This window comes from Lachnoanaerobaculum sp. OBRC5-5, assembly GCF_000296385.1.
In the GTDB taxonomy this organism is placed as follows: Bacteria; Bacillota; Clostridia; order Lachnospirales; family Lachnospiraceae; genus Lachnoanaerobaculum.
The window spans coordinates 2,734,262-2,759,983 of the sequence record NZ_JH815185.1 but is presented as its reverse complement, the minus strand read 5'-3'; the positions used below and the strand labels follow the sequence as shown (position 1 = coordinate 2,759,983).

Here is a 25,722-nt window from a genome sequence, read left to right as displayed (position 1 = left end):
CAGCCCGGTGCCATACCGAAACTGCGTATTATTTTCAAATTTGATTTGATTTTACATTAATTCCAAAACATAATCAAGATAAAAAAATAACAAAGCTTACTAAAAATAAAATCCGTGTCCTAATTCAGGCAACAAATTTTACCTTTGCCTAAACTATAACACAGATTCTAATCAATGTCCCATTTTACCTATCAAATAAAATATAAAAAATGCCAATATATCAATGCATACAATAGTTGCACCTACAGGTGAACCGCCAAGTATTGAAATGACAAGTCCCAGAGAGGTACAAACCACTGAAAATATCGCTGATGACACGGTCACTGAGAGGAAACTCTTAAACACACACATGGATGCCAATGCAGGGAATACCACAAGTGCCGAAATAAGGAGTGAACCGACTAAATTCATAGCCAATACTACAATTATTGCAATGATTATCGCTATCAAGAGATTATATTTTTGTGTGTCTATACCTGTAGCACTTGCAAAATTCTCATCAAATGTTACTGCAAAGATTTTATTATAAAACAGTACAAATGCAGATATTACAAATATTGAAAGTATAACACAAAGAATCACTTTTTCCTTTGTTAAGGTAAGTATTGAAGTGGATCCGAACAAAGTGGTACATACATCTCCGGCAAGATTTGATCCGCTTGAAAACACATTCATAACCAGATATCCGAAGGCCATCGCCCCGACAGACATCATCGTTATTGACGCATCTCCCTTTATCTTTCCGTTACTTCCGCCCTTTAAAAGCAGAATTGCGGCAATTATAGTCACAGGCAACACAAGCACCATATTGTCTGTAAGATTAAATACCGTCGATACCGCCACTGCACCGAATGCCACATGCGAAAGTCCGTCTCCAATAAATGAAAAGCGTTTCAATACCAGAATAACACCAAGCAGTGAAGAGCACAGTGCTATAAGTATGCCTACTATTATTGCATACCTTACAAAAGGATAGCTTAAATATATATGTATGTCTTTCATGCCATCCCCCTGCTCTTTTTATATTCCGGAGTTGTACCGAAAAATATATGTTCTCCAATATATAAAACCTTGGTAGCATATTCAAGTGCCACTTTTATATCATGAGATATCATAATAATGGTCATATTACTTTTATTCAGCTCATTGATAATATCATACATATTTTGACTCGCCTCAGGATCAAGACCTGTAACAGGCTCATCAAGTATCATAAGTCTTTGTCCCGCCATCAACGCTCTGGCTAAAAGCACCCTTTGTTGCTGACCGCCGGAGAGTTCGCTGAAGCTTCTGGTCATAAGATCCAAAAGTCCCAGTTTTTCTATCTTCTCCTTTGCGGTCTGCTTTTCTTCTTTTTTATAAAATGGTCTGATTCCCACCTTTGACTGACATCCTGACAGCACAATTTCAAAAACCGATGCCGGAAAGTCTTTTAATAATTGTTGCTGCTGTGATAAATATCCTATCTCCGTAGGCAACAAATTTTCATTATATATAACCTCTCCTGAGATCGGTTTTATAAGTTTTAAAAGCGTCTTTATAAGTGTAGACTTTCCCACACCGTTTTCCCCAATTACACATAGATAATCTCCGTCTGAAACTTCAAAATTAAGATTATCCACTATGGCTTTTCCGTCATATCCAAGTGACAATTTTTCACATTTTATCATAAATCTCCAGTCTATAATACCTCTTTAAGCACTTCCAAATTCTTCTTCATTATATCCAGATAGCTTGCATTATCACCGCTCTTTGTAGACTGCATAGAGTCAAGTACCAAAACCTTGGCATTTTTATCTTTGGTATTGTCAACTATTGTTTTTGCCAAATCTCCTTTTGAACCGTCAATTATAAAAATATCCGACATATTAAGCTCATCCATCTTATTTGCCAAAAACTTTACAGTCTCAAAAGATGCTTCACTTCCCGCATCACAGCCCTTAAATGCTGCATAATACTTTATTCCGTATTCATTTACCAGATATCTGAACGGGAATCTGTCTCCGACTATTATAGTTTTGTTTTGAATGCTTGAGAGTGTATCCTTATACTCTTTATCAAGTTCATCAAGCTTAGCTAAATAGTCATTTGCGTTTTTCTCATATTCAGCCTTATTGTCAGGGTCAATTTCGGCCAACTTTGCTTCTATAGCACTTACTATAGTTTCAGCATTCTTAATTGAAAGCCATACATGCTCATCTATCTCTTCCTCTCCGTCTTCATGTGCATGTTCGCCCTCTTCATGTGCATGTTCTTCGCCTTCATGATCATGCTCTTCTTCATCCTGCATACCCTCTACAAGTTCCTCTGCTAATGCAGCTTCACCGATACTGTCTACCATATTGATATACTTCAAATTAGGATTCTCTTTTATAATATCCTCAGCCCAATCGTCGGACTCTCCGCCTACATATACAAACAAATCACTGTCTGTAATTTTTGCGATATCTGCCGCAGATGCCTGATAGCTGTGTAAATCCACACCCTTATCTATAAGGAAGGAAATCTCTACATTCTTATTATCACCTACCACCTGTTTTACCCAGTCATAGGCAGGGAAAATAGTAGTAACAATGCTCAGCTTCTTAGTTTCCTCACTGTTACTTTCAGCTACACTGCTGCTCTCCATAACACTGCTGCCGCTCTCAGTCTCACTGCTGCCGGTACTTTCCTTTTTTGCACAGCCCAAAACCATCATAATAGCCACAAGGATACTTAGTCCTATTCCAATATACTTCTTCATAGTCTCCCTCTATTCTCTACATTCATTACAAGTTCCATAAAAAACTGTTCTGGCATGATCTATAGAAAAGCCGTGTTCTTCTCTCAAGTGTTCACCAATTAAAGATAATTCAGTACACTCCAAATGGATAAGCTTTCCGCATTTTTCGCATTTACAATGAAAACATACCGGATGAACGTCTTCACCCTCTACATATTCAAAGCAGGCACTGTCTCCTGTTTCCAACATATATTTATGTACTGTCCCATCGCTTACCATTCTGTCCAAATGTCTGTAAACAGTAGCTTTCCCGATATTCTTTCCCTGCTGTTTGAAAAAGAGAATAATATCATTCACGGTGACATGCTTATTCTCATTGTTTTTCAGGAAATCCTCTATTTCAAGCAATTGTCTTGTTTTATACTGAGCTTTCTTCAAACCACACCTCCAATTTGATTACTGAGATTTAAACTCAATTTGAAACTCGATATCATATTACAACTTTTTATTTCATTTTTCAAGCAAATTTGATAACGAGTTTTAATTTTTTTATCAAAAAAACACATCAACAATCTAAGAATAAATCAGATGTTGATGTGTTCATTTATACTATAAAATTTTTAGAAATCTACTTCCGTATCATAGTAGCAACATTTTAAGAGCTTCTCCATCTCTTCAACACTTGGCTGTCTCGGGTTTGAACCTGTACATGCATCTCCAACAGCATTTACAGCTATATCATGAAGTCTTTCCAAGAAAACTTTCTCAGGTACAAATCCGTTCTCTGTAGGATATGAATCCGCACCGTAGTTCTTGATACAATGTGGAATATTTAAAGCATCATTTAAACCTCTAAGGTACTTGATAAGCTCTTTTATCTTCGCATCTTCGCTACTGCCCGGCAATCCAAGCACATCAGCTATCTTAGCATATCTCTTTGCAGCTTCCTTATCCTCTGCATTGAAAGCGATAACCTTTGGAAGGTACATAGCATTTGCCGCACCGTGAATAATGTGAGCACCCAAATCTCCAAATACGGCACCTGTCTTATGCGCCATAGAATGTACTATACCAAGCAAAGCATTTGAGAATGCCATACCTGCAAGACATTGTGCATTGTGCATTGCATCTCTGGCCGTCTTATCTTCATTGTATGACTTTACAAGGTACTTGTTTATCATTTCTATAGAGTGAAGTGCAAGCGGATCTGTAAAGTCACAGTTGGCTGTAGATACATACGCCTCTATAGCATGTGTCATAGCATCCATACCTGTATGTGCAACAAGCTTCTTCGGCATTGTCTGTGCAAGTGCAGGGTCTACAATTGCAACATCAGGTGTTATCTCAAAGTCGGCTATAGGATATTTGATACCCTTTTCATAGTCTGTTATAATTGAAAAAGCTGTTACTTCCGTAGCTGTTCCCGATGTGGAAGAAATAGCACAGAATTTTGCTTTTTTTCTAAGTGTAGGAATACCGAATACCTTACACATATCCTCAAAAGTACAATCAGGATACTCATACTTGATCCACATAGCCTTTGCCGCATCGATAGGTGAACCTCCACCGATAGCAACTATCCAGTCCGGTCCGAACTCAAGCATCTCCTTAGCACCACGCATTACGGTGTCTACAGAAGGATCAGACTCAATTCCCTCAAAAAGTCTTACTTCCATACCTGCTTCTTCCAAATAAGCGATTGTCTTATCTAAGAATCCGAACCTTTTCATTGATCCACCGCCTACACAGACAAAAGCCTTCTTTCCTGTGAAGCTCTTTAAAGCCTCAAGTGAATCTTTTCCATGATAAATGTCTCTTGGTAATGTAAATCTCATATACAGCCTCCATTTTTTGAGCATCGGTTCTTAAATATTAAGAACCTAAGTGTTACTAAAATTACATGCTTATATATTATAACTTAATGTTATTATTGTCAACATTTTAACGATTTTTTTTAACAATTCGTTTATTCTCTTCTGATAAAGCTGAAATTATTTATATCTATTGAAAAAACAAGCTTCACCAACCATAAGAAGAATAAAAGCACTCCTACAGGTATAAGGCATGATGTTACAATAAGTACAGCAATAGCCTCTATAAATGAGCTTAGAGTATTCTCAAACTTCTTTAAAAGTTCATTCACATTCCCTGTAATATTATTTACTATCTTCTCAATGGCGTTACTATTTTTGTTCTCTTCCTCGGCGCTCTTTGTTACCGTATCCGTATTTTCCTTGGCATTATTAAGAGTTGTCTCTATCGAGGCGGCATAATTACTCTCAATCATTCTCGCAATATTTACACTCACAGGAATAGTAAATGATATAACCAGGCTGAATAAAAATAATTTAGTCGCAATCTTTGCAAATATCTTTTCATTTGAAGCGATAAATACTATGAAAAGCACACATGCCACAGGAATAACATACTTAAATGCCACAAAGCCTGTTACAGTGAGTAAAAACTTCTCAAGGTAGATTGCACAAAGCACAATAAGAAAATACTTACTCATATCCGCAAGTTCCTGTGCAATAGGTGTTCCTACATCTCCCGGCAAAAGTGTAATAGCCGATGAAGATGCCACAGCCGCAGCAGCAAGCTCCATAACCTTACTTCTGCTCTTGTCAAGAGCATTTATTGTATCGGCATGAAAATCCACATTCCCCAGCTTATCAGCTATCAGAAAGAATGATACCACTCCTACCGCAATACAAAAGATTGCGGCAATTACCTTTATTATCAATACCTTTTTAATTGATGACATTTTTCTCCTCCAAATACTTCAAAAATCCGTCTATACCTCTGTTTATATCCTCAAAGGCAACATCAAATCTGTCGGTGTACCATGGGTCCGATACCGAATCATCGCTTCCTGCGAAGCTTAAAAGTTTGAATATCTTATCTCCGTCACCGAACAAATTTTTCATATTTTTTATATTAGCATCATCCATACCTATAAGATAGTCATATTCTTCATAGTCGGACTTTACCATCTGCCTTGCCTTCTTACCTGCACAGGCTATTCCATGTTTCTGAAGTTCGTCTTTTGCAGACGGAAACATAGGATTTCCCACGCCGTTCCATATCTCTTCCGAGCTTGTTGCGGCTGAGGCTATCTCAAACATATCCTCCAACCCAAGCTTTTTCACTTTGTCTTTCATTATAAACTCTGCCATAGGCGAACGGCAGATATTGCCGTGGCAGATGAAAAGTATCTTTATCATATTTATTTGAAGTGCCTCCTAAAATGCTATATTTTGCTCCGATTTGCCAAGTATATCAGAGCCTGTTTTTATACCCCTACTCTATCATAAAAATGTGAATTTTTCATCTCCTTAATCCATACTGCCGCTGCCTTTATTACCGCCAAATTCGCAGCCGTGATCATGGTCATGTCCATAATACCATCTACCGTATCGGTAACCATAGTGAGGCGGACAGTTGGCGCAGTCGCCGTTGCATCTTCTATTATGCCGTCTTCCTTGAGCCGAAGACCCTCCGGCACTTGCTCCTGCAAAAATAGCAGCAAGAGTACCAAAGAATCCCCTTTTCGGAGCGGGTGGTTCCGAGATAAAATCATCGATGTAGATATCCTCTTCTTCCTCTTCGCGCAAGGCTTCCGGTAGCAAAATATTTCGTTGCTTACAGATTTCGATGATAACCTCATCATCAATCTCGCCATACAAATATTCCATATCCTCGGCGGTCAATCGTTCTGCTGAATTAAGCACAGCAGCAGTCACCGGTTCTTTATCGTTGATATAGGCAAACTCTGCTAAATCAGAGCCGGAGAAGGCCAGTTTTTCTTCCACAGCCTTTCTAAGCAGACGGTTAGATGCCGGTACATTAACCTGCAATTCGATGATGATTTCTCCGACTTCATCAGCAGAACCAAGTGAAGTCAATGCAGACAGATTACGCACCTGTGTGCTTTCCGCCCAATCATAGAATTTTTCGTAATATTCATCCCATGTGTATGTACGCAATCAATCCACCTCACATTTCTTTTAAAGCAAAATCTACAATACATAGGTGACCCACTTATTCAGAAGCAGGTCGATTAATCCTGTAGCATATCTAAATACATATCTAATCTTGCATTGATGTATCCTGCAAACAGATTTTCCATTAGCGAAAGATTGTGCTTTACATAATATTCATCAAACGCATTATAATAGTCAATTCTATCTGTAAACTTAATATCTATAGGTGGGAATCCGGATTTCATCAACTCAAGATTTACAAGCAGTCGTCCGGTTCTGCCATTACCATCAATGAAAGGATGGATGCCCTCAAACTCGATGTGAAAACGAGCCAGTTTTGTCACAATATGCTCTGTGCTTGCAGCAAAATCATATAGCAACTGTTCCATCTTCGGCTTAATAAGATACGGCTGCACGGGTTCATGTTGTGCGCCCACAATACGAACCGGAACTCTACGGTAGACACCACGGTCTTCTCTCTTATCCGCAAGAACTAGATAGTGGATCTGTTTGATGATGCTCTCACTGATTGGAATATTATCTTTTACCAGTTCGCTCACAAAATCAAATGCTTCTTTATGACCAACCGCCTCCATATGGTCTTTCAGCGGTTTCCGGTCAATCGTAAGACCACGAAGAACTAAATCCGTTTCTCTCAAGGTAAGTGTATTTCCTTCAATGGCATTGGAGTTGTATGTGTACTCTACAATAAATTCTTCGTTGAGCCTTGCAACCTCGCCCGCAGTTAAAGGTCTTCTGCTCTCCAGTTCTACCTTCTTGAGGTCAATTTGTGCCAAGAGACTTTCCTTTGACTTATAACGACCATCAGTAGGTTTCTTTGCATCCACAGGAATTTTCCATCTACGTCCTTCCCGGTATGCACCTAAAATTTTTCCCTCAGAACAAAGAACTCTGATTCTTCTATCAGAAATGCCCCATTTTTCAGAAGCCTGTTTTACTGTCAAAAACATAGACTATCCTCCCAATCTAAGATATAGTATACCGCTTTAACGGAATAATATCAACGATATCGGAATAACACTCATCAAAATAACGGAATAATATGTCTGTGATTATTCTAAAAAAGGCACCTGCTTGCTTTTCTTTTCAACCAAGAGGTATGAGATAAAACTATTCGGATCATTCTCTGCATTCCGCATCAAAACAACCTTATAATCCATACTTTGACCTCATATCTGAAATCACATCATCTGCACCTCTAAACTTTTTCTGTTCTCCGGATCTTTTTAGTTTTGCAAGTAGCTCTTTCTCGGTCATAGGTGCATATGGATTTGATACTGTCTGTCTTTTTATTTCAAACGGAAATCCATTTGTTGCAACCGCCTGTGTTAAAAAAATTTTATTACTTTTGTTACTTGCTATTTTCCACACCTCACTTTCATATGTTTAGACTATTCTAGTGTTAATACATTACTGTTTCAATAACATTTGTATTTGTTTTGCAAAATACAAGTATTCTTCTTTTATATTATACTAATACCAACGATAATTCATACACCCGGTCCGAGAGATGCACTTCCTTCAACAATATCTATATTTCCTCCAGCCGTACTAGAATCAATAATATATATACCTTTAATATGCCTCTTACTTAACTATATATTTTGAAAAATCTTTTTAATTCAAGAGATAATCACGAGATTTTTTTAATCTACTATATACTTAAATAAAAGCACATTTTTTTATCTTGTGAAAATCTCCTCCTTTTCGCAAGATAATCACGAGATAGATTATGCCATTTGTTTCTTTATATTATCCATAGCCATCTGTAGTTGTGTTAAAAACTCAACACTCTCAATACCAATTCTATACTTAGTAGACGGACCATTTCCAATTTTCATTATTAACTTCTTCTCTTCAAGAACCTGAACAGCTTTTCTTACTTTATACTCTGTTGTCGACAATATATCTTTAATTGTATTGACAGAAACAGGCTTTCCATTCTTGGCAATATATCTAAGAATATTTTTCTCATCTGCCTCAAGTTCAGGATATGAATCAGCAAGATCAATATTCCAAACTTTAATCTCGGTATGTTCAATATCAGAAACTATTTCAGGCCTTCTAAAATCGTTTTGAATAGCTGCTTTATAGATCAAAGGTCCTCCAAATCCCTGTCGTTCTGACGCTCCAAGTAATCTGAATAACTTCATGATTATTTCATTACGAGGTCTTGAATCACCGCCTACTAAGAATTGCTTTGTAGATACAAGCATTTTCCCCGGATTGTTGAAGCAAAACCATCCATCATGTACCTCAATTTTTGTTGATGGATACCCTTGTACATAATCTGCATGCGCCAAACAATTCACAATACATTCTCTCAATATTTCATCAAAATCTGATATAGGTAATCTTAACTGTCGATAATCAACCACAAAAGATTCTTGAATTATTGTTCGCAATTTTTCATATACAATTGCGTAGAAATTATATATATTCATCTCATAATCACTTGGCTCATCATCTGATACTCTGTCCGACCATCTAGGATTATCTCCTTTACGGTTAAAATAATCCAGATGGTAATGAGGAAATAATTCCTTAATTGAATTTACCTTTCCCAGGAACAACAAGGTTCCCCTTTTAATTCTTAATTTATCACCGTTTCTACCCTTGGTAATAGCCCCAATCTCAACGAGGAAATCCATATTATCCATTTCAATATAATGTTTTTTAGGGAAACGTTTATTTACACGTTCCTTATAAGCAATAACCGAATCCTTATCTAAATCATCCATTGAAAAATTGTCAGCATATAACGAATCATACCCGGGTTGTGAATTACGCATAAATGCTGTAAGCTCCTCTTTTGTTACTTTTCTATCCCCATCACCCGTTCGAATCCAAGTGTTTTCAAACTTACCGCCAATATAAACCGGCTTCATGTTATCAGCTGCCTCTTTCACATATATAATAATGACAGTCTTTCCATCAATTATATATGTATTTACATCTTGGTTCTCAATATTCCTAAAACTAACTTTATTACTATTAGAAACTTGATCCCACAAGCTTGTAAGTGTCTTTTCAGAATTCCCAACTCCGGTAATTTTATTTTTGGGAGTGCCTTCCTCGACACCAAGAATAATCCAACCACCTGAAGTATTGCTGAAAGATGAATAACTTTCCCAAAATGAATTTGGAAGCTCTTGTGCCTTTTTTAATTCAATATAGTACTTTTCATGAACGTCCTCCAGCCATTCCTTCAAATCGACAGATGTAAGTTTTTCCGGATTTATTGTTGTTTTCAAATAATTTCCTTTCTGCATAACTATAATATACACCGTACAGTTATACTTTTAAATTTATAATAACCACCCATAAAGCAAACTTATCAGTTCTTTTATTCTACCGACAAAATCTGTCTATCACCCCTCTAAACTCCTCTTCCAACGCATCCCAATCAGTGTTCCTGTCATCCTCCATTGTTTCCACAATCGCCTTATAATATTCCAGCTTGTTTTCAATATATTTATTAATCACATCAACCCTTGGGCCTTTTTGGGATTCAGACATTCTTACCTTCTTTGCAAGCAAATCTTCTACTGCCGCCTTCATATCTTCCTCAAGAACAGAATTAACTAATTCATCAAAGAGCACCGGTGGCGGGCATTTCTTTTCATCTATCCATTTGCAGGCAAGAATAGGTCTAAGTACATAAAAATACTTTTTGTAATTTACCATATCAGCACATAGATAATCGTAATAATTCTTTTTTGCCGTACCGTAGTAATGGTAAAGTGCCGATTTGCATGCAAAGTATTTGGATGCCGTTTTGTCGTAAAGCTCCTTCCATTCATCCGTAGTATAATACACAATAGGAGAATTGCTCCACTCAAATAGTGTGGCATTGGACTTGTGAAAATGCTTCAATGCCTTTTTTATATCCCAACCGTTGATATCAAGCACCTCGTTTAATTCCCAATCGATAAAATCCTTATTCTCACGAAGGGATAAATAAAAGTCTTTATTTCTTACATAGATAAATCTTACATCATAGTCACTGTCAGGTGAAGCAAATCCCCATGCTCTGCTGCCGGATTCTATAGCATGTAACACTTTTATATTCTCTTTTTCTTCTATCTCTCTGAGCTTCATGCGAATCAATTCTTCTATCTTTCCTTCAAAATTTTCATATCTCATCTCGAATCACCCTTTCATTTATTGTCATTACAAGTTCCTGAACCATCTTAAAATCCGGCTCATCCGGAAGATCTGTGTGCTCAGCCGCATAATGCAAACGTCTTTCATACTCTCTCATCATATCATAGAAGCTGTCCGAAAAAGTTCCCTCATCTGTTTGATATTTTCCAAAACGGATATCCATCAACAATTCATGTTCTTTTTCTCTGTATGTATTGATTTCTTCCTTTTCCAGTATATCAATGGCCATCATAAATAATCTGATAAGATGCATGGCGTGCTTATTTAAATGAAGATCATCTTTCTTTTTATTTCTCTTGCCTATTTTATCATAGTCTTTTACAACATTTGACATTGTATTCCACATACTCGTATAATCTCTTAGCGGATAGTGATTTAGCTTTGCGTTGACAAATATTTCAGTTTCAAGTTCCGGATTAACTGCTTTATCTATAAAAATTTCCAGACTTCCGTTTTCAAAGTTCTTATAACTTGAGTTGAAACTGTACATTGCATTCTTTACAGAATTAAAAATATGCTGCTCCTTTTCACTTTGTGGAAATGTGTCTCTGGCAAGTGCATTCTGTAATCTTCTAAGTTGCGCATCCGCATATCCTCCAAATGATTGAATTGCCCTCTTAGATAAAAACAATCTTTTATTATCCAGAAGCATCTGTCCGATATCATTAAGATAGAGATAATTATCCGGTGAAAGGCCAAGTAACTCTATTGTATTCGGATTGCAACTTAAAAGTAAATTTACCATTTTATTGAATGCATAGATAACAGTATCCGTATTATCATCCACATACTGTTCAAACTGCGTAAGTCCTATAAGATCGGACTTTTGGTTTAGAGTAATTCCTCTTATATCTATATCACTGCCTTCTATATTTGTCCCATATGCATAGCTTCCTGCCAGTCCAAGAAGTATCACATGCTTTCCAAGATGCTCATTAGTATTTATAAAATTATATTCGGGTTTATTTATAATATTTTTATAGCCGGTCACTATGCTCCTCCTCTAATAATATCTATTTTATATACTATTATTTTCTAAGTTCAAATTTTTATATACATTATTTATCAATAATTATACACATCTATGCACCATAATTTTTTCAATCTTTACTGCATAAAACTTTTCCATCTAAGCTAAAATATAAATCTTGTAATTTGGTATTATCAGGTACATATAATTGATGCCTTGGATTCCCCCTCACTGTTAGTTTGCCACGGCATACCCACTTCCTATCCGGGTCAATAGCTAGAATTTCCTTTAAGCAATCTTTCAAATATTTTCTTTTCTCTATGGCGTTCCCCCAAGAAGCCAAGGTTAAAGCATTAGGGTATGTATTAAAAACACTTCTTATAACTTTATAGTTTTTTATCTTCAAATCATTATCAGCTTTTTTATGCATATCATTAGGATTTGTCGCTCTTTGCGGATAAAGATTTAACATCACCCAGCTGTCGCAATTATTTTCCGATGCAATTTTTCTTATTTTTAAGATAGTTGGATCATATTTTATATCATTAGCTGTACTTGGATTTATTCCAAAGCATATAATAGGATTTTCTCCGACCTCTCCCAAAATAAATCGTACTGTATCATCACCCAAATACAATACTTCCCCACTCTTTTTTTCTTTTATAAAATTTTCAAGGTCATTTCCAATAGTTTCTTTTTTGTTATCATTCATTTTACGCTATTCTCATATCTATTTTTATTATACTTTAACCCTATTCCCACTACCTTCTAAAGAGATCTCTAAGCTTTAGCTTATCAAATGCCAACATTCCTCTGGCTTCCAGGTACAAATCATCTTCCTCAATAATTTTTCTTTTGCTTAGCTCATTTAGAAGCTTTTCATAGCCTATATATGCCCTTGGTACTTTTGCTATTCTTTTTTCTGCTGTATATATCACACATGGGTAAGCCAATGCCTCATTTATAATCTTTGCAGTAGTTATATCAAACCAAAAATATTCCTTTCTTTTTAGAGGAAACCTTGTTATTTCTATTTTTTCATTATCAATTTTTATCTTGGTAAGCAACACATATAATCCCGACACTATTCCGACAGTCAAAAAAAATAATAGCAATATCAACCTTGCCATCTTGTCCGCCTCCGGATTATCTGACGGTAAAGCTTTGCCTAGCCCCCAAAATGTTGTAACCCCTAAACCTATGGTCATAAAACTGAAAAACAAATACACTAAACCCGGTCTTATTACTATTACATCATGCTTTGATTTCATTTTACCTCCCGCCACCGGATTCTCACCGGTTTCATATATATTTTCTCTTTACCGCTTACTTTAATATTTATTTTAAAGCATTGTAAGCTGTAAATCAAAGGCATTTGTTTATTTTGCCAATGCTAAAATAACAAATATAATTACAATTTTTCATTTGGCATAAAAAATGGATTTAAAATCCACCCACCCCAATATTTGACAAAGAACATAAAAAAGCCGCCACCAAACAGACTAAATATCTATTTGGTGACAGCCCATTTACTCATTGTATATAAATTACTTGCCAAGTCTTGCCTTACCCAAAGCATCTGTAGCTATAATAGCCGCATACAACTCATCAGGTGTTACGTCTCCTGCAAGGTTATGTATTGTCTCTCCCTTTACACATGCGTTCTTTGCTATAGTATGAAGATCCTCATCTGTAAAATCTCCAAGCTCTGCAAGTGTAATAGGCAGTCCTACTTCAAGACAGAAATTCTGTATATCCTCAAACTCAGCCTTATCCGCACACTCAAGTGTAAGCTGTATCAAAGTACCGAATGCCACACAGTTACCATGATATGCCTCATGTCCGCCAAGTGAAGTAACTCCGTTGTAGAATGAGTGAGGAGCCGCACAGTTTACATTATCTGCTCCTACACCTGATAGGTAAACTGTAGCCTCAATGATTGCATCCAAAGCCGGAGTAACAACATTATTCTCACAGGCGGTTATAGCCGCTTTTCCGTATTTTCTTAAGGTATCATAGCAAGCCTTTGCAATCGCCATACCTGCTCTTGTAATACCGCCACTCTCCAAACTTGGTGACTCTGTACGAAGTGAAGCTCTTCCTTCAAAGTATGTTCCGAGAGCGTCTCCCATTCCTGCAATCAAAAACTTTACAGGTGCTTTAGCTATAACACTGCTGTCTACAAGTACCGCATCAGGGTTTTGCGGATAGAATAAATATTTATTAAAGCTTCCGTCATCATTATATATAACCGAAAGTCCTGTACAAGGTGCATCTGTAGCTGCAACTGTAGGTATTATAACTATTCTCTTACCCATGTAGTATGCTGTTGCCTTAGCTGCATCCACTGCTGAACCGCCGCCTACCGCAACAACAACATCAATCTTATCAGCCTCAACAATGTCCTGCATTTTCTTTATCTCGCTGATACTTGACATTCCTCCAAAGACTTCATATCTGCGATAATCATCTTCTCCTTCAAAGCTCTTTTCCAAATCTTCATGGCAGCTGTTGTAACCGCTGTTTGAACAGACAAACAACCATCTCTTTCCCATATACTCCATTTCCTTACGGAACTGAAGCAAAGCTCCTTTTCCCTGTACATACTTGAGTGGTGCACGCATCATTCTTAAACGTTTCATAACAAAACCTCCATTAAAACCGTAAAGCTTTGAAACTGTGTCAAAACTTTAACATATATTGCTAAGGACTATTGTAGCACAAAGATTTTATTTTTCAATTACATGGATTTAATTTATTAGATAAGTAGATTTTTATTACTACTTATTATATCATTTTATACAAATATTATTTTATCACTTAGTATTGTGTCCACATATGTGCCACTTTTACTAGAATACTCGCTACCATACCCGGTATTGATTCGACTTTGCCCTTATTATACTAATTGCAGGTATTTTTATTCATTATAAGCTTTACCGCCCTCACACTCTCCCAATATTTCTTTAAACATTCTATAATTATACTCGCTGTTTCCTCTTCCATAAACAGCAAATATAATTTTATCAAAAAGCTTCCACATATTCTCTTCTATCAGTAAATCTTTAAAGTATCCCGCCACATCTTTGGCATCATGTCCGAATGCACCGCAGCCCCACGCTCCCAGTGTAATGGTTCTATATCCAAATCTTGCCGCACAGTACATATATTGTCTAATCCTTTTCTTCATCACCTTATCAAGAGCATATTTTGACTGTCCGTATGCTCTGTCAAACAGATTCGGTGCAGGAATAGTCATAACAGCTGTGGTATACGGTTTAGAAATAAATTCTAAATCTATATTTCTAAATACATCTACTACAGGTGATAAAAGCATATAATCCGAATCAAATGCCGTTCCAAATTTAAAATTATACTTATACATCTTAGAAGCCTTGGGTGAACTTATAGATTCGTACAAAGTACTCTGCCTGCATAGACACTCTTCCTGTGCACAAGCCCCGTTTTTATAGCCACCTCCCGGATGACATGCATTGGCAAAATTCATTACCAAATCTGAGAGATATTCAAAGCTGTCTGCGTTTACAACAGAGATTTCACATTTTGAAGAGTACTTAAACCCCTTTGCAAAAAATTTGTCACTATCCTCCACAATATCTTTAATAACATTAGGTGAGAGTACCACCACACTCCTATGTTTTTCCAAATCATATGGCAATTTTATAAACTTACCGTCATTATAAAATCCGTTGTTCTTTAAAATCCCCTTGTTCTCCTCATATACTACAATATTAGCTAATCTGGACATAATTACCTCCGTTAATATATTTACTGTAATTATCATATCAGACATGCTGTACATCTTTTCGGACTTTGGTGGTGATTTTAAAGAATTTAAAAAAGACAGCCAATCATTAGATTAACTGCCTGAAAGTATATTCCATATAATATAAAAAAAGTATTCCACACATTGTATATGCTAAAGCAATTTTAAATTCTCTTCAAATTCCTGCTCTGTATCAACAAATCTATATGGCTCATATTCTCCATAAGCTGACGGTCTGCTTATAGTAACCAGTTGTATATTCTCAACACCTATCTCTTTTATTATCTTTTTTTTGAAATCAACCAAATGTTGTCCATGAGAAGTCTGTAGCGCTATACTTCCTATACCGTCAGCCTTCTTTGCAACAAGATAGCACATATTCTAAAGCCTCCCTAAACTCACTTTCTGTTCTTATTTTACCGTTTTCATATTCTTTTCTCAATATAAAACCTGTATTGTGTCTTATAATAAACTATAATATTTGTGTTGACTTTTATATAAAGTACTCTATCGTCTTCTCCGGAGTCTTTTCGGTCTTTTCGTTATAAAGTATTACCGCCTCACGGTTTTCGAACTTTCCAAGGGCATAGAGTACGTCATCCTCCCTGTTAAAATATCCGAAAGGCACAATACGATTATATTTTAAAGGTTGGTCAAGTACCAGTTTCACATCACCTTCCGGTATGAACTGTGACCAATGCTCATCCGTAAACTCATCCTCATAATAAGGATCAAACATGTAAATATTCTTATCATCCGCACCGGTAAGCAGGGCATAATGCTGTACATCATAAAAGAGCCTTACTACCACCGCACCGCCTCTATTAAGGGCATCATTTATACGGCTTGTTTCACCTATAAAAACCTGTTCACCTGTAATATATTCACATATGACATTGAGCTGTCTTATCTCCCTGAATCTGTTCAGCCAATTACTAAGAAACATCATTGCCATATGAGAAGTTCCGCTCTTACCCGGATGCCCCTCATTACTGTAACAGTCAAGCGTATACAGCATAATATTTCTGATAACCTCAGGCGGAATATCTTCCCTTTCAAATAGAAAGCTCAGTGCATTAAGCATTGAAGTAGGCCCGCAATCATATTCAGATAATTGATAATGTAATGGATTTTTCATTTTACACCCTTCTTTCTATCTGCATATAGTATAAAGCTCCAATATATTACAAGCAAAATTATAATTTCCTCTTACAAGCTTTTATGCATCAACGCTTATTATACAAGTTCATTTATAAATATTCCACTGATTTTATTTATATAATTCAATGTTTTTTTTGCAATACTTTTATCAGAAAAATTCACAAAATCACATTTTACATCACTTACATACCCAAATATCCAGGATGTAAAGTCAACTATATCAAACTCTATAAAGCCTCTATCACCTATATCTGCAAGTTTACAAATACTTGAATGACTGCTGTCCATCTCCACTTTAAAGTACCCGTTTTGAGCTTTTATTATATTATCATTTATTTTAACAATGATATCTACAGGCTCCTTTGCTCTGAAATTTGACAAAAGCTCTGCTATATCGGTGATCCTGACCATGATATTTTCCTTGCCGAATTCCCTTTTGGAAAGTTCTCCTGATACTATTCTCTCCTTTAGCTCAAGATTTTTCCTGCCCCAAAAAGATTCATACGCCACTATATCATTCTCATCACTGTATACATTTATAGATCCGTCCTCAGATGCAATCTCCTTTAGATCCCTTATAAAATAATTCTCATCTCTATAGGTATATACATCATTATCCCTTGAAACTTCATTATTTATAAAATCCAAGATCCTAAAAATAAACTCCTTATCAGGCTCCTCTTTTATTACCTGCTTTTTAAGTCCGCTAAAATTTGCATTATACTCATTTTTATCCGCCACAAAGGCAAAGTCAAAAGGCAGATAATAATCCTTATTGGCAGGAATCAAGTATGTAAACGGAACATGTTCTGCATTCATATCGCAAAGCGCCTTATTTAAGAGCCTTCTCATATATCCCTGTCGCTTAAATTCCTTTCCGGTAGCTACAGCAACTATATAGTCCAAATTATAAAGTTTGTTAAAGACTGATATTTTATAAGGATTCAGCATCATCATAGACCTTATACTCTCACCCTCTATATCAGCCAAAATCCTGTTATCTTTAAGTTTTTCCTCATAATAATAATTTACAAAGCTTTCGGAATCTTCAAAAAAAGCCTCCTGATACAGAGGCTTTGTAAGTGCTTTTTCTTTTTGATTCAAATATTTTATCATAGTATTACCTTATTTGCTCAACATAGTATTTCAAAGCATAATCCACCGGATAATAACTTTGCTTTGCATGCCGTAGTCCCTCAAGTCCCAGATCGTCTTCACGATTGACAAGACTTACATTCGGAAATTCATGTACCAAAAACTCCTTATTGATTGCTTGATAAAGACCTGTTATCTCAGGATTTGCCTTTTCAATATGTATTACAGCCATGTCCTCAAGTGGATTGTAGCTTCCTATGGAAAAAGCCTCCATTTTGCCGTCAATATATATCGCACCCATTCTTATATTCAGCCTGGTACAATTGAGCAAAATATCATGTATTCCTTCTACCTCAGGATCCAGATGTTGTTCAACCTCTTCTCCCTTTTGTGCTCTCCACTTATCCAAAAATTTGAACACATCATCTCTGTCTGTAGGATTGCAACCAAGAGCTCTATACTCATATCTGTCACCATAATTCTTTATAAAATTATTGTAATGATTTTTCTTTTTATGAAGCTTCTTTCCTGAAAGAGTTCTAAGCTTCTCTCCATCATAGAGATAATCCTTAGCATCCTCCTCAAGCCTTACGATAAATTTATCCTCCGGCAAATTCAATACTTTTATTCCTTCCTCATCTGCCAGATGAATCTTTAAAGGTAAGTTCAATACTTCATTAAAATACTCCACCATTAAGCCGAAGCAATACTCAAGGTCCTCTTCCTTACAAAGCGGCATAGCGGAAAAAGGTCTGTCCTCATCCCCCATAAGCCAAAGAAGTCCAACCTCCTCATCATCTCTCATTGCGATAGCCGCTCTTACATTATAATATTCTTTCCATATAAAGCTCTCAAGCTCTACACTGTCACAAGTTCTGTTATGTCTAAGTCCGTAAAACTTGGCATACTTTGGTATATCATCCGCTTCTAATTGTTTAAAATTTAATTTTTTATAGTCCATATTTTAATTATATTTATTTTTCCCCTTTTGTCAAATTAAAAATCTATACATCAATTATTTTATCTGTAAAATCAAATATAGTCTTTACTTTTGCCGTAATATAATATTATGATAAAGTAGTTACAAGGTTACAAGTCATTATAAGGAGTACTTATGAACGAATTAGAAAATCTGCGTGAAAAAATTGATACTATAGACAAGGAAATGATAGCCCTCTTTGAAAAAAGAATGGATGTGGTAGCCAATATTGCGGCCTACAAAATAAAAAATAATCTCCCTGTTCTAAATCAAAACAGAGAGGATATCGTTGTATCAAAAGTAAAATCTACCGTAAAAAATAAGGACTACTCAGACAGTGCTGCCGATCTCATCAAAGATATCATGGAAATCAGCAAAAAATTCCAGCAAAAGCTTATCTCAAAACAACAATAAAATTTAGAGGCATTGACCTGTTTTAAAATCAATGCCTTTTTTTCTAATCTTCCTTTGCCCATCCGAAAGCATACTTCACAGCCTTTTTCCACATTCTTATCTTTTCTTTTCTGACTTCTTCACAAAGATTTGGTGTAAATACTTTGTCAATACTTCTGCTACCCTTTATATCCTCTATACTGTTCCAAAATCCGACAGCAAGTCCTGCCAGATATGCAACACCAAGCGCTGTAGTCTCCACACATTTCGGACGCTCCACACGTACATTACAAAAATCCGCTTGAGTCTGCATCAAAAAGTCATTGGTACTTGCACCGCCGTCCACATTCAATAAACTTAAAACTATACCCGAATCCTTCTCCATCACATCAAGTACATCTCTCACCTGATAAGCCATAGACTCCAATGTGGCCCTGATTATATGATATTTATTAACGCCTCTGGTAATACCGACAATAGTACCTCTGGCATATTGATCCCAATAAGGTGCACCAAGTCCTGTAAAAGCCGGCACAACATAGCAACCGTTTGTATCCTCAACCTTCATTGCCATATATTCTGAATCTTCGGATGAATCTATCAGACGCATTTCATCCCTAAGCCACTGTATAGAAGCACCTGCTACAAATACAGAACCCTCAAGGGCGTAGTTCACCTTTCCGCCAAGTCCCCATGCAATAGTCGTCACCAGCCCGTTATCGGATTTGACAGGCTTTTCACCTGTATTCATAAGCAGAAAGCAACCTGTACCATAAGTACTCTTTGCCTCTCCCATCTCAAAACAAGTCTGTCCGAAGAGCGCCGCCTGCTGGTCTCCCGCCACACCGGCAATAGGAATGCTATGTCCGAAAAACGATGAATCCGCCTCACCGTAAATACATGAAGATTCCTTTACCTGTGGCAGCATTGACTTTGGAATATCAAGCAGATCAAGTATCTCCTCATCCCATTCCAAGGTATGTATATTAAAAAGCATGGTTCTTGAGGCATTTGAATAATCTGTAACATGTACTTTCCTGTTTGTAAGCTTCCAAATGAGCCAGGTATCTACCGTACCGAACAACAATTTGCCTTCTTTTGCCTTTTGTCTTGCACCTTCCACATTGTCAAGTATCCACTTTATCTTTGTTCCCGAAAAATATGCATCAAGCATCAGACCGGTTTTATCACGAATCATATCGGAATATCCGCTGTTCTTTAGCTCATTACAATAATCCGCAGTCCTTCTGCATTGCCAGACTATTGCCCTATACACAGGAATACCCGTTTCCTTATCCCATACTATTGTAGTTTCTCTTTGATTTGTGATACCGATACCTGCAATATCCGAGGCACTTATTCCAAGCTTTGCCATAGCTTCCACAGCTACACTAAGCTGTGTAGACCATATAGCATCAGCATTGTGCTCTACCCAACCGGCCTTTGGATAATGCTGTGTCAGCTCCTTTTGTGCCACCTCACATATCTCACCTTTTCGATTGAATATGATACATCTGCTGCTTGTAGTGCCTGCATCAAAAGCCATAATATATTCTGCCATATTCTTCTTCCTTTACTCTTTTCTTTTTAACGGTTCTTCTCCACTCAAGTCCATTACAATCATTTCCATACTGATATTGTAGTCTTTTCCCAATACTTCTAAAGTTTTCTTATTCATATCCCATATTTCATCCATTCTCTCACCAAAGTTTTCTAAAGTAAGTGGATTATTCTCATCATATCCCAGTTCATTTGAAAACTCACCAAAATAACCGCCTTTTGAAAAATTTGTGTTGAAATTTCTTATAGCCTCCGGAGTGTCTATATTGGTTTCATTAAAAAGAACAAATCCCGGATAAATACCATAGCTGAACCCCTCTATTGTATTCATATCCGTATCATATATAAGCACATATGTACTACGCAATCCAAAATGATCTGACATAATATCTAATTCGAATAACTTATCATATACTTTTCTAATTGCAATACTTCTAAACGCTATATTCTCTTCAATATATCGATAATCCAAATAACCAAAACCCGTATATTGCACAATCATATTCAAATTTTTATATTTACCATATATACTGATATTTCCAAGGTTTATAAATGATTTATACTTCTTGTATGATAAGACAATATCATAATTTTCTTTTATAGTTGCCCTGACAATATATTTCCGATTATCACTATGCGGATACGACCTTTCCAATAAAAGATCATCAGCAAAATATGACATACTCGAAAATGCCTGAAATAGTTGTATCATACCATGATAATATCCCGTTTCTACCGCACCTTCATCCTCATCTTTTGGTTCAGGAATCGCAATTGCACGGTCTATCGTATATTTGCTTAAAATTTCAAACGCCTTAATAATCTCTTCCAGCTTTTCATTTTTTCTGTACAACTTATTTCCGATATCGATATATCTCTTATACCCAAAAAATCCATAGTCACGATCAAAGCAGTATTCAAGCACAGTATTCAGCAGTTTCTCATCCTCTCTTAAGCTTGATATCAAAATACCGTCTACTATCAGATACTCCATAACAGTCTTTTTATTGTTGCCTAATTCTTGGGATAAAATATTTTCTACAGTAGCCGTCTTCCCCTCGGTATCATATATTTTTTCAAGTTCTTTTAATCTCGCATCACACTCGACATCATCCTTTGCATAATAACTTGCCACTGCCCATATATCTTTTACATCGCAATCTTTTGGAATTTCTACTAAATTTTCAAGTTCATCTATTCTTTTATATCCGTTTTCATCCCTGTTATATCTTGCTCCGTTCCATATTATTTGATTCGCTGTCACATTATAGTCTGAAGACATTAGTTCGTACATACCGGTCAATACATTGATTATACATAAAACAAGTATCAATATTAAGGCAATATATATTCTATTTCTGTACTTTAACTTCACGCAAATCCCTCCTTAATGCTAAGACTAGTCTATAAATACTTTTGCATTTGGGCATACAGCCTTTACATCACAATTTATCTTTAGATGATATAACTGTACTCTTCTCAAGTTCTTAAAATTTTTCACAAAATGCAAATTATCAAGTACATTCTCTTCTTCATATGTGCCTATATCCTCCTCATCATCACCCATATATGTTAGTATTATAGTTTCAACATTCTTAAAATATCCCAAATCAGTAATATCTTTCACATGATAGTCTTTAAAATTTATAGACAGAAATTTCATTTTCCTCAAAGAACTCTTCCGGATAATACCCTTTATTGGCTTTTCTCGTCTTTTTGCCAAAGATATACGATCTTTACCCATAGTATCTCTCACAGCCCTCAAAAATTCTTCGTCCTTAAAAAATGCTATTCTCTCCATTAAAAATATTAGAATAATTATAAATATGCCTAAATAAAATGTTATTGTGTAGTTCATATTTAATTCTTCCTCCTGTTTAAAATCACGTACATTTCAGTTATTATTATATGTTTATTTTATAAATAGTATTACTTTTCACTTTCTGTGATCATAACATCATCAGGATCTCCATCATCCTAGGCAACAACTTGAAGGTACATAAAATCCATGCCTCCACCATCTGTCTCTACATTAGTCTTTTCTTTTTAACGGTTCTTTCCCACTCAAGTCTAATGTAATACAGTCAATATCATAACCATATTCTTCACCTAAAACTTCATAACATCTGTATCGCATATCAAATATTTCAACTAATCTTTCACCGAAATTTTCTTCAGTAATAGGATTGTTTTCATCATATCCCACTTCATTTGCAAACTCACCAAAATATCCGCCTTTTGAAAAATTTATGTTGAAATTTCTTATAGCATCTTTTGTATCAACCATATCTTTATAACCAATGTAATCAAATATTTTATATGTCGGGTAAATAGCATAAGCGGTTCCTTCTATCAAATGTATATCTGTATCATATACAAGTGTATATGCGGCACAAAGTTCGAAAATATCAGAAGTGGCTTCTAAATGATTAAGTCTTCTAATAAATGTCAGCGTTGACAAATATTTCAGAGAAATATAATCTGTTACATCACGATCATCCAGGCTTCCAATCATTAAACCATATACCCGCATATCTAAATTTTTATACCTACCATATATCTCTAATTTCCCCAACTTTATAAATGGTTTATACATTCTATAATACAACGAAATATCAGTACTATCACTTTTAACCGCTCTTATAATATACTTCTTATTATCCCCTCCATATGATTTTTCCGATATAAGATTATTATCAAAGTATTCTATACCTGAAAATGTTTGAAACAGCTGTATCATGCTGAAATAGTGCCTTATATATGTATCTCTACAGTCTTTATCCAATATCTTTTCAGCACTTGACATATAATCAACCGTATATTTACTTAAAATTTCAAACGCTTTAATTATCTCTTCTACTTTTTCATTTTTTCTGTACAGCTTATCTCCAATATCAATGTATCTTTTATAACCAAGCACTCCAAAGTCCCTATCAAAACAATAGTCTAATGCAGTATTCAATAATTCTGTGCCTTTATCTAAATCTTTTGTCAGGATTCCTGCTACTATAAGATATTCCATTCTTGTTTTCTTATCATCGCCTAAATCATGCTCAAGAATATTTTCTACGACTTGCTTTTCACCTTGGTCATTATACATCTTTTCAAGCTCTTTAAGCCTTGACTCACACTCGACATCATCCTTTGCATAACAACTTGCTACCGCCCAAATATCCCTTATATCACACTCTTTTGGAAGTTCGGATAAGTTTTCAAGCTCGTCTATATTGCGGTATCTGTTTTCATCCCAATTGTATCTTGCACCTCTCCATATTATTTGGTTTGCTGTCACATTATAGTTGGAAGTAAATACTTCATACATACCGGTCAGCACATTGACTACACATACAATCAGTATAAACCTAAGCAACCAATATATCCGCTTTTTATACTCTAATTTCATCTATGTCTCTCCTAACCGTAAAACCCGGTTTGTAAACACCATTGCTCTCGAAAATTCTCTTTTAATCTTTCTTATGCAACGGTTCTCTTCCGGTAAAATCATTTACAATACTACTTATATCAACATTATATCCTACATACAAAAATCTATAAATTTTCTCTTCCATATTGCAAAGTTCATCTATCTTCTCGCCGAAATTTTCCAATGTCAGTTGATTATTTTCATCATAGCCGACATCATTTGCAAACTCTTCCAAATAACCACCTTTTGAAAAATTTGTATTAAAATTATTTATAGCTTCTATTGTATCTATATAGTGACTGTCAGGAGATGCAACTAAATTGTATATATCAAAGTAACTATACACCGGAAGTACCGGATAAAATCCGTAGCTTAACCCCTCAAGCATATGTATATCCGAATCATATACAATTACATAGGTACCACAAAGTCTAAAAATTTTAGATATAATTTTTAAATCAATTAATTTATCCTCCACCATATAAGTTGCAGGACTTTTTAATGATATATAATTTGTAATATCAAAATCATCCAAATCTCTAATTGATACACGCTTTATTATCATATTAAGATTCTTATATCTTCCGTATATACTGATATGTCCAAGATCTATAAATGATCTGTATTTTTTGTAGGATAATACAATATCATAATTTTCTTTTATAGATGCCCTGACAATATATTTCTTATTATCCATCCCGGGATATGATTTTGCCGCTAAAAGATTATCGTCAAAATATGATAAACTTGAGAATGTCTGGAATAGTTGTATCATACGATGATAGTATACCGTTTCAGTTGCACTTTCATCCCCATCTTCTGATTTGGGCATCACAATTGCACGATCAATTGTATATTTGCTTAAAGTTTCAAATGCTTCAATGATTCTTTCAATCTTCCCGTTCTTTTTATAGAGCTTATTTCCGATATCAATATATCTTTTGTATCCAAGTAATCCATAGTCTCTGTCATAGCAATGTTCAAGAACATTATCAAGCAGTTCCGTATCGTTACCAAGACTTCTTATTAGGCAACCGTCAACTATCAGGTACTCCATCATAGTCTTTTTATCATCTCCTACATCTTTAGACATGATATCCTCTACGACAGCCTTTTCTCCCCCTTCATCATATATATTCTTAAGTTCTTTCAGTCTTGTATCACACTCACTGTCATCCTTTGCATAATAACTTGCCACCGCCCAAATATCTTTCACATCACAATCTGTCGGTATATCCACCAAATATTTAATCTCATCTATACTGTGATATCCGGTCTCGTCCTTATTATATCTCTTGCCTTTCCATATGATTTGGTTTGCATTTGCGTTTTTGCTTGTACTACACATCTCATAGAATCCTGTCAGCACATTGACTACACATACAATCAGTATAAACCTAAGCAACCAATATATCCGCTTTTTATACTCTAATTTCATCTATGTCTCTCCTAACCGTAAA

The 25,722-nt window shown here is 35.7% G+C and carries 26 protein-coding genes and 1 pseudogene; 1 reads left to right on the top strand and 26 read right to left on the bottom strand.

Annotated elements, in window-relative coordinates; genetic code table 11:
* Positions 1-171: 171 nt before the first annotated feature.
* The 21 genes and pseudogenes from HMPREF1135_RS12785 to HMPREF1135_RS12685 form a co-directional block, all read right to left on the bottom strand.
* Positions 172-1,002, bottom strand: a complete 831-nt coding sequence (locus HMPREF1135_RS12785; protein WP_007595863.1) for a metal ABC transporter permease — start codon at positions 1,000-1,002, stop codon at positions 172-174.
* The gene (locus tag HMPREF1135_RS12780; protein WP_007595861.1) at positions 999-1,670 is read right to left on the bottom strand and encodes a metal ABC transporter ATP-binding protein; all 672 of its coding nucleotides are present in this window, start codon (positions 1,668-1,670) and stop codon (positions 999-1,001) included. The genes HMPREF1135_RS12785 and HMPREF1135_RS12780 overlap by 4 nt, the downstream gene beginning before the upstream one ends.
* An 11-nt stretch (positions 1,671-1,681) precedes the next feature.
* Complete coding sequence (locus tag HMPREF1135_RS12775) at positions 1,682-2,743, bottom strand: metal ABC transporter substrate-binding protein (RefSeq protein WP_007595859.1); 1,062 nt, start codon at positions 2,741-2,743, stop codon at positions 1,682-1,684.
* 9 nt (positions 2,744-2,752) lie between these two features.
* On the bottom strand, positions 2,753-3,160 hold the full coding sequence (locus tag HMPREF1135_RS12770; protein ID WP_007595857.1) for a Fur family transcriptional regulator: 408 nt from the start codon (positions 3,158-3,160) through the stop codon (positions 2,753-2,755).
* Between the two features lie 182 nt (positions 3,161-3,342).
* Positions 3,343-4,557: an iron-containing alcohol dehydrogenase gene (locus HMPREF1135_RS12765; RefSeq protein WP_007595856.1), complete on the bottom strand. Its 1,215-nt coding sequence runs from the start codon at positions 4,555-4,557 to the stop codon at positions 3,343-3,345.
* A 131-nt stretch (positions 4,558-4,688) separates the two neighbouring features.
* Positions 4,689-5,486: a hypothetical protein gene (locus HMPREF1135_RS12760; protein ID WP_007595844.1), complete on the bottom strand. Its 798-nt coding sequence runs from the start codon at positions 5,484-5,486 to the stop codon at positions 4,689-4,691.
* Complete coding sequence (locus HMPREF1135_RS12755; RefSeq protein WP_007595835.1) at positions 5,473-5,946, bottom strand: low molecular weight protein-tyrosine-phosphatase; 474 nt, start codon at positions 5,944-5,946, stop codon at positions 5,473-5,475. The genes HMPREF1135_RS12760 and HMPREF1135_RS12755 overlap by 14 nt, the downstream gene beginning before the upstream one ends.
* Before the next feature lie 111 nt (positions 5,947-6,057).
* Positions 6,058-6,708, bottom strand: a complete 651-nt coding sequence (locus tag HMPREF1135_RS12750; protein WP_007595832.1) for a hypothetical protein — start codon at positions 6,706-6,708, stop codon at positions 6,058-6,060.
* Positions 6,709-6,782: 74 nt separating this feature from the next.
* Positions 6,783-7,676 (bottom strand): Fic family protein, encoded by an 894-nt coding sequence (locus HMPREF1135_RS12745; protein ID WP_007595830.1) that lies wholly within the window; start codon positions 7,674-7,676, stop codon positions 6,783-6,785.
* A 199-nt stretch (positions 7,677-7,875) separates the two neighbouring features.
* Positions 7,876-8,067 (bottom strand): annotated as a pseudogene (locus tag HMPREF1135_RS12740) (type II toxin-antitoxin system RelB/DinJ family antitoxin); the annotation flags it as partial.
* 389 nt (positions 8,068-8,456) lie between these two features.
* A complete protein-coding gene (locus tag HMPREF1135_RS12735; RefSeq protein ID WP_198006709.1) occupies positions 8,457-9,980 on the bottom strand; it encodes an RNA-binding domain-containing protein in 1,524 nt (507 codons plus the stop codon).
* 97 nt (positions 9,981-10,077) lie between these two features.
* The gene (locus HMPREF1135_RS12730; protein WP_007595824.1) at positions 10,078-10,872 is read right to left on the bottom strand and encodes a nucleotidyltransferase domain-containing protein; all 795 of its coding nucleotides are present in this window, start codon (positions 10,870-10,872) and stop codon (positions 10,078-10,080) included.
* A complete protein-coding gene (locus HMPREF1135_RS12725; protein ID WP_007595821.1) occupies positions 10,862-11,884 on the bottom strand; it encodes a nucleotidyltransferase domain-containing protein in 1,023 nt (340 codons plus the stop codon). Before HMPREF1135_RS12725 ends, HMPREF1135_RS12730 begins: the two co-directional genes overlap by 11 nt.
* A 109-nt stretch (positions 11,885-11,993) precedes the next feature.
* The gene (locus HMPREF1135_RS12720; RefSeq protein ID WP_007595819.1) at positions 11,994-12,575 is read right to left on the bottom strand and encodes a DUF1643 domain-containing protein; all 582 of its coding nucleotides are present in this window, start codon (positions 12,573-12,575) and stop codon (positions 11,994-11,996) included.
* Positions 12,576-12,624: 49 nt separating this feature from the next.
* Positions 12,625-13,134 carry a hypothetical protein gene (locus tag HMPREF1135_RS12715; protein ID WP_007595818.1) on the bottom strand — a complete coding sequence of 170 codons (510 nt, stop codon included), beginning with the start codon at positions 13,132-13,134 and terminating at the stop codon, positions 12,625-12,627.
* A 276-nt stretch (positions 13,135-13,410) separates the two neighbouring features.
* Positions 13,411-14,505: a glycerol dehydrogenase gene (locus HMPREF1135_RS12710; protein WP_007595817.1), complete on the bottom strand. Its 1,095-nt coding sequence runs from the start codon at positions 14,503-14,505 to the stop codon at positions 13,411-13,413.
* Between the two features lie 278 nt (positions 14,506-14,783).
* Positions 14,784-15,632 carry a TIGR02452 family protein gene (locus HMPREF1135_RS12705; RefSeq protein ID WP_007595816.1) on the bottom strand — a complete coding sequence of 283 codons (849 nt, stop codon included), beginning with the start codon at positions 15,630-15,632 and terminating at the stop codon, positions 14,784-14,786.
* A 171-nt stretch (positions 15,633-15,803) separates the two neighbouring features.
* A complete protein-coding gene (locus HMPREF1135_RS12700; protein WP_007595815.1) occupies positions 15,804-16,028 on the bottom strand; it encodes a DUF6718 family protein in 225 nt (74 codons plus the stop codon).
* Between the two features lie 115 nt (positions 16,029-16,143).
* A complete protein-coding gene (locus HMPREF1135_RS12695; protein ID WP_007595814.1) occupies positions 16,144-16,788 on the bottom strand; it encodes a C39 family peptidase in 645 nt (214 codons plus the stop codon).
* A gap of 98 nt (positions 16,789-16,886) precedes the next feature.
* Entirely contained in the window at positions 16,887-17,927 is a 1,041-nt protein-coding gene (locus tag HMPREF1135_RS12690; protein ID WP_007595809.1) for a GNAT family N-acetyltransferase, read from the bottom strand.
* Positions 17,928-17,931: 4 nt separating this feature from the next.
* The gene (locus HMPREF1135_RS12685) at positions 17,932-18,867 is read right to left on the bottom strand and encodes a DUF2156 domain-containing protein (RefSeq protein WP_007595808.1); all 936 of its coding nucleotides are present in this window, start codon (positions 18,865-18,867) and stop codon (positions 17,932-17,934) included.
* A 153-nt stretch (positions 18,868-19,020) separates the two neighbouring features.
* Between HMPREF1135_RS12685 and HMPREF1135_RS12680 the strand changes: the two genes are divergently transcribed.
* Positions 19,021-19,299 (top strand): chorismate mutase, encoded by a 279-nt coding sequence (locus tag HMPREF1135_RS12680; protein ID WP_007595807.1) that lies wholly within the window; start codon positions 19,021-19,023, stop codon positions 19,297-19,299.
* Between the two features lie 43 nt (positions 19,300-19,342).
* On the opposite strand, the gene glpK is transcribed toward HMPREF1135_RS12680, so the two are convergent.
* The 5 genes from glpK to HMPREF1135_RS12655 form a co-directional block, all read right to left on the bottom strand.
* Positions 19,343-20,839 carry a glycerol kinase GlpK gene (glpK, locus tag HMPREF1135_RS12675; protein WP_007595806.1) on the bottom strand — a complete coding sequence of 499 codons (1,497 nt, stop codon included), beginning with the start codon at positions 20,837-20,839 and terminating at the stop codon, positions 19,343-19,345.
* Positions 20,840-20,851: 12 nt separating this feature from the next.
* Positions 20,852-22,213 (bottom strand): hypothetical protein, encoded by a 1,362-nt coding sequence (locus HMPREF1135_RS12670; RefSeq protein WP_007595805.1) that lies wholly within the window; start codon positions 22,211-22,213, stop codon positions 20,852-20,854.
* 24 nt (positions 22,214-22,237) lie between these two features.
* Positions 22,238-22,696, bottom strand: coding sequence for a hypothetical protein (locus tag HMPREF1135_RS12665; RefSeq protein WP_007595804.1), 459 nt, complete (start codon positions 22,694-22,696; stop codon positions 22,238-22,240).
* A gap of 174 nt (positions 22,697-22,870) precedes the next feature.
* The gene (locus HMPREF1135_RS12660; RefSeq protein WP_007595802.1) at positions 22,871-24,241 is read right to left on the bottom strand and encodes a hypothetical protein; all 1,371 of its coding nucleotides are present in this window, start codon (positions 24,239-24,241) and stop codon (positions 22,871-22,873) included.
* 61 nt (positions 24,242-24,302) lie between these two features.
* Positions 24,303-25,700, bottom strand: coding sequence for a hypothetical protein (locus tag HMPREF1135_RS12655; RefSeq protein ID WP_007595799.1), 1,398 nt, complete (start codon positions 25,698-25,700; stop codon positions 24,303-24,305).
* Positions 25,701-25,722 lie beyond the last annotated feature (22 nt).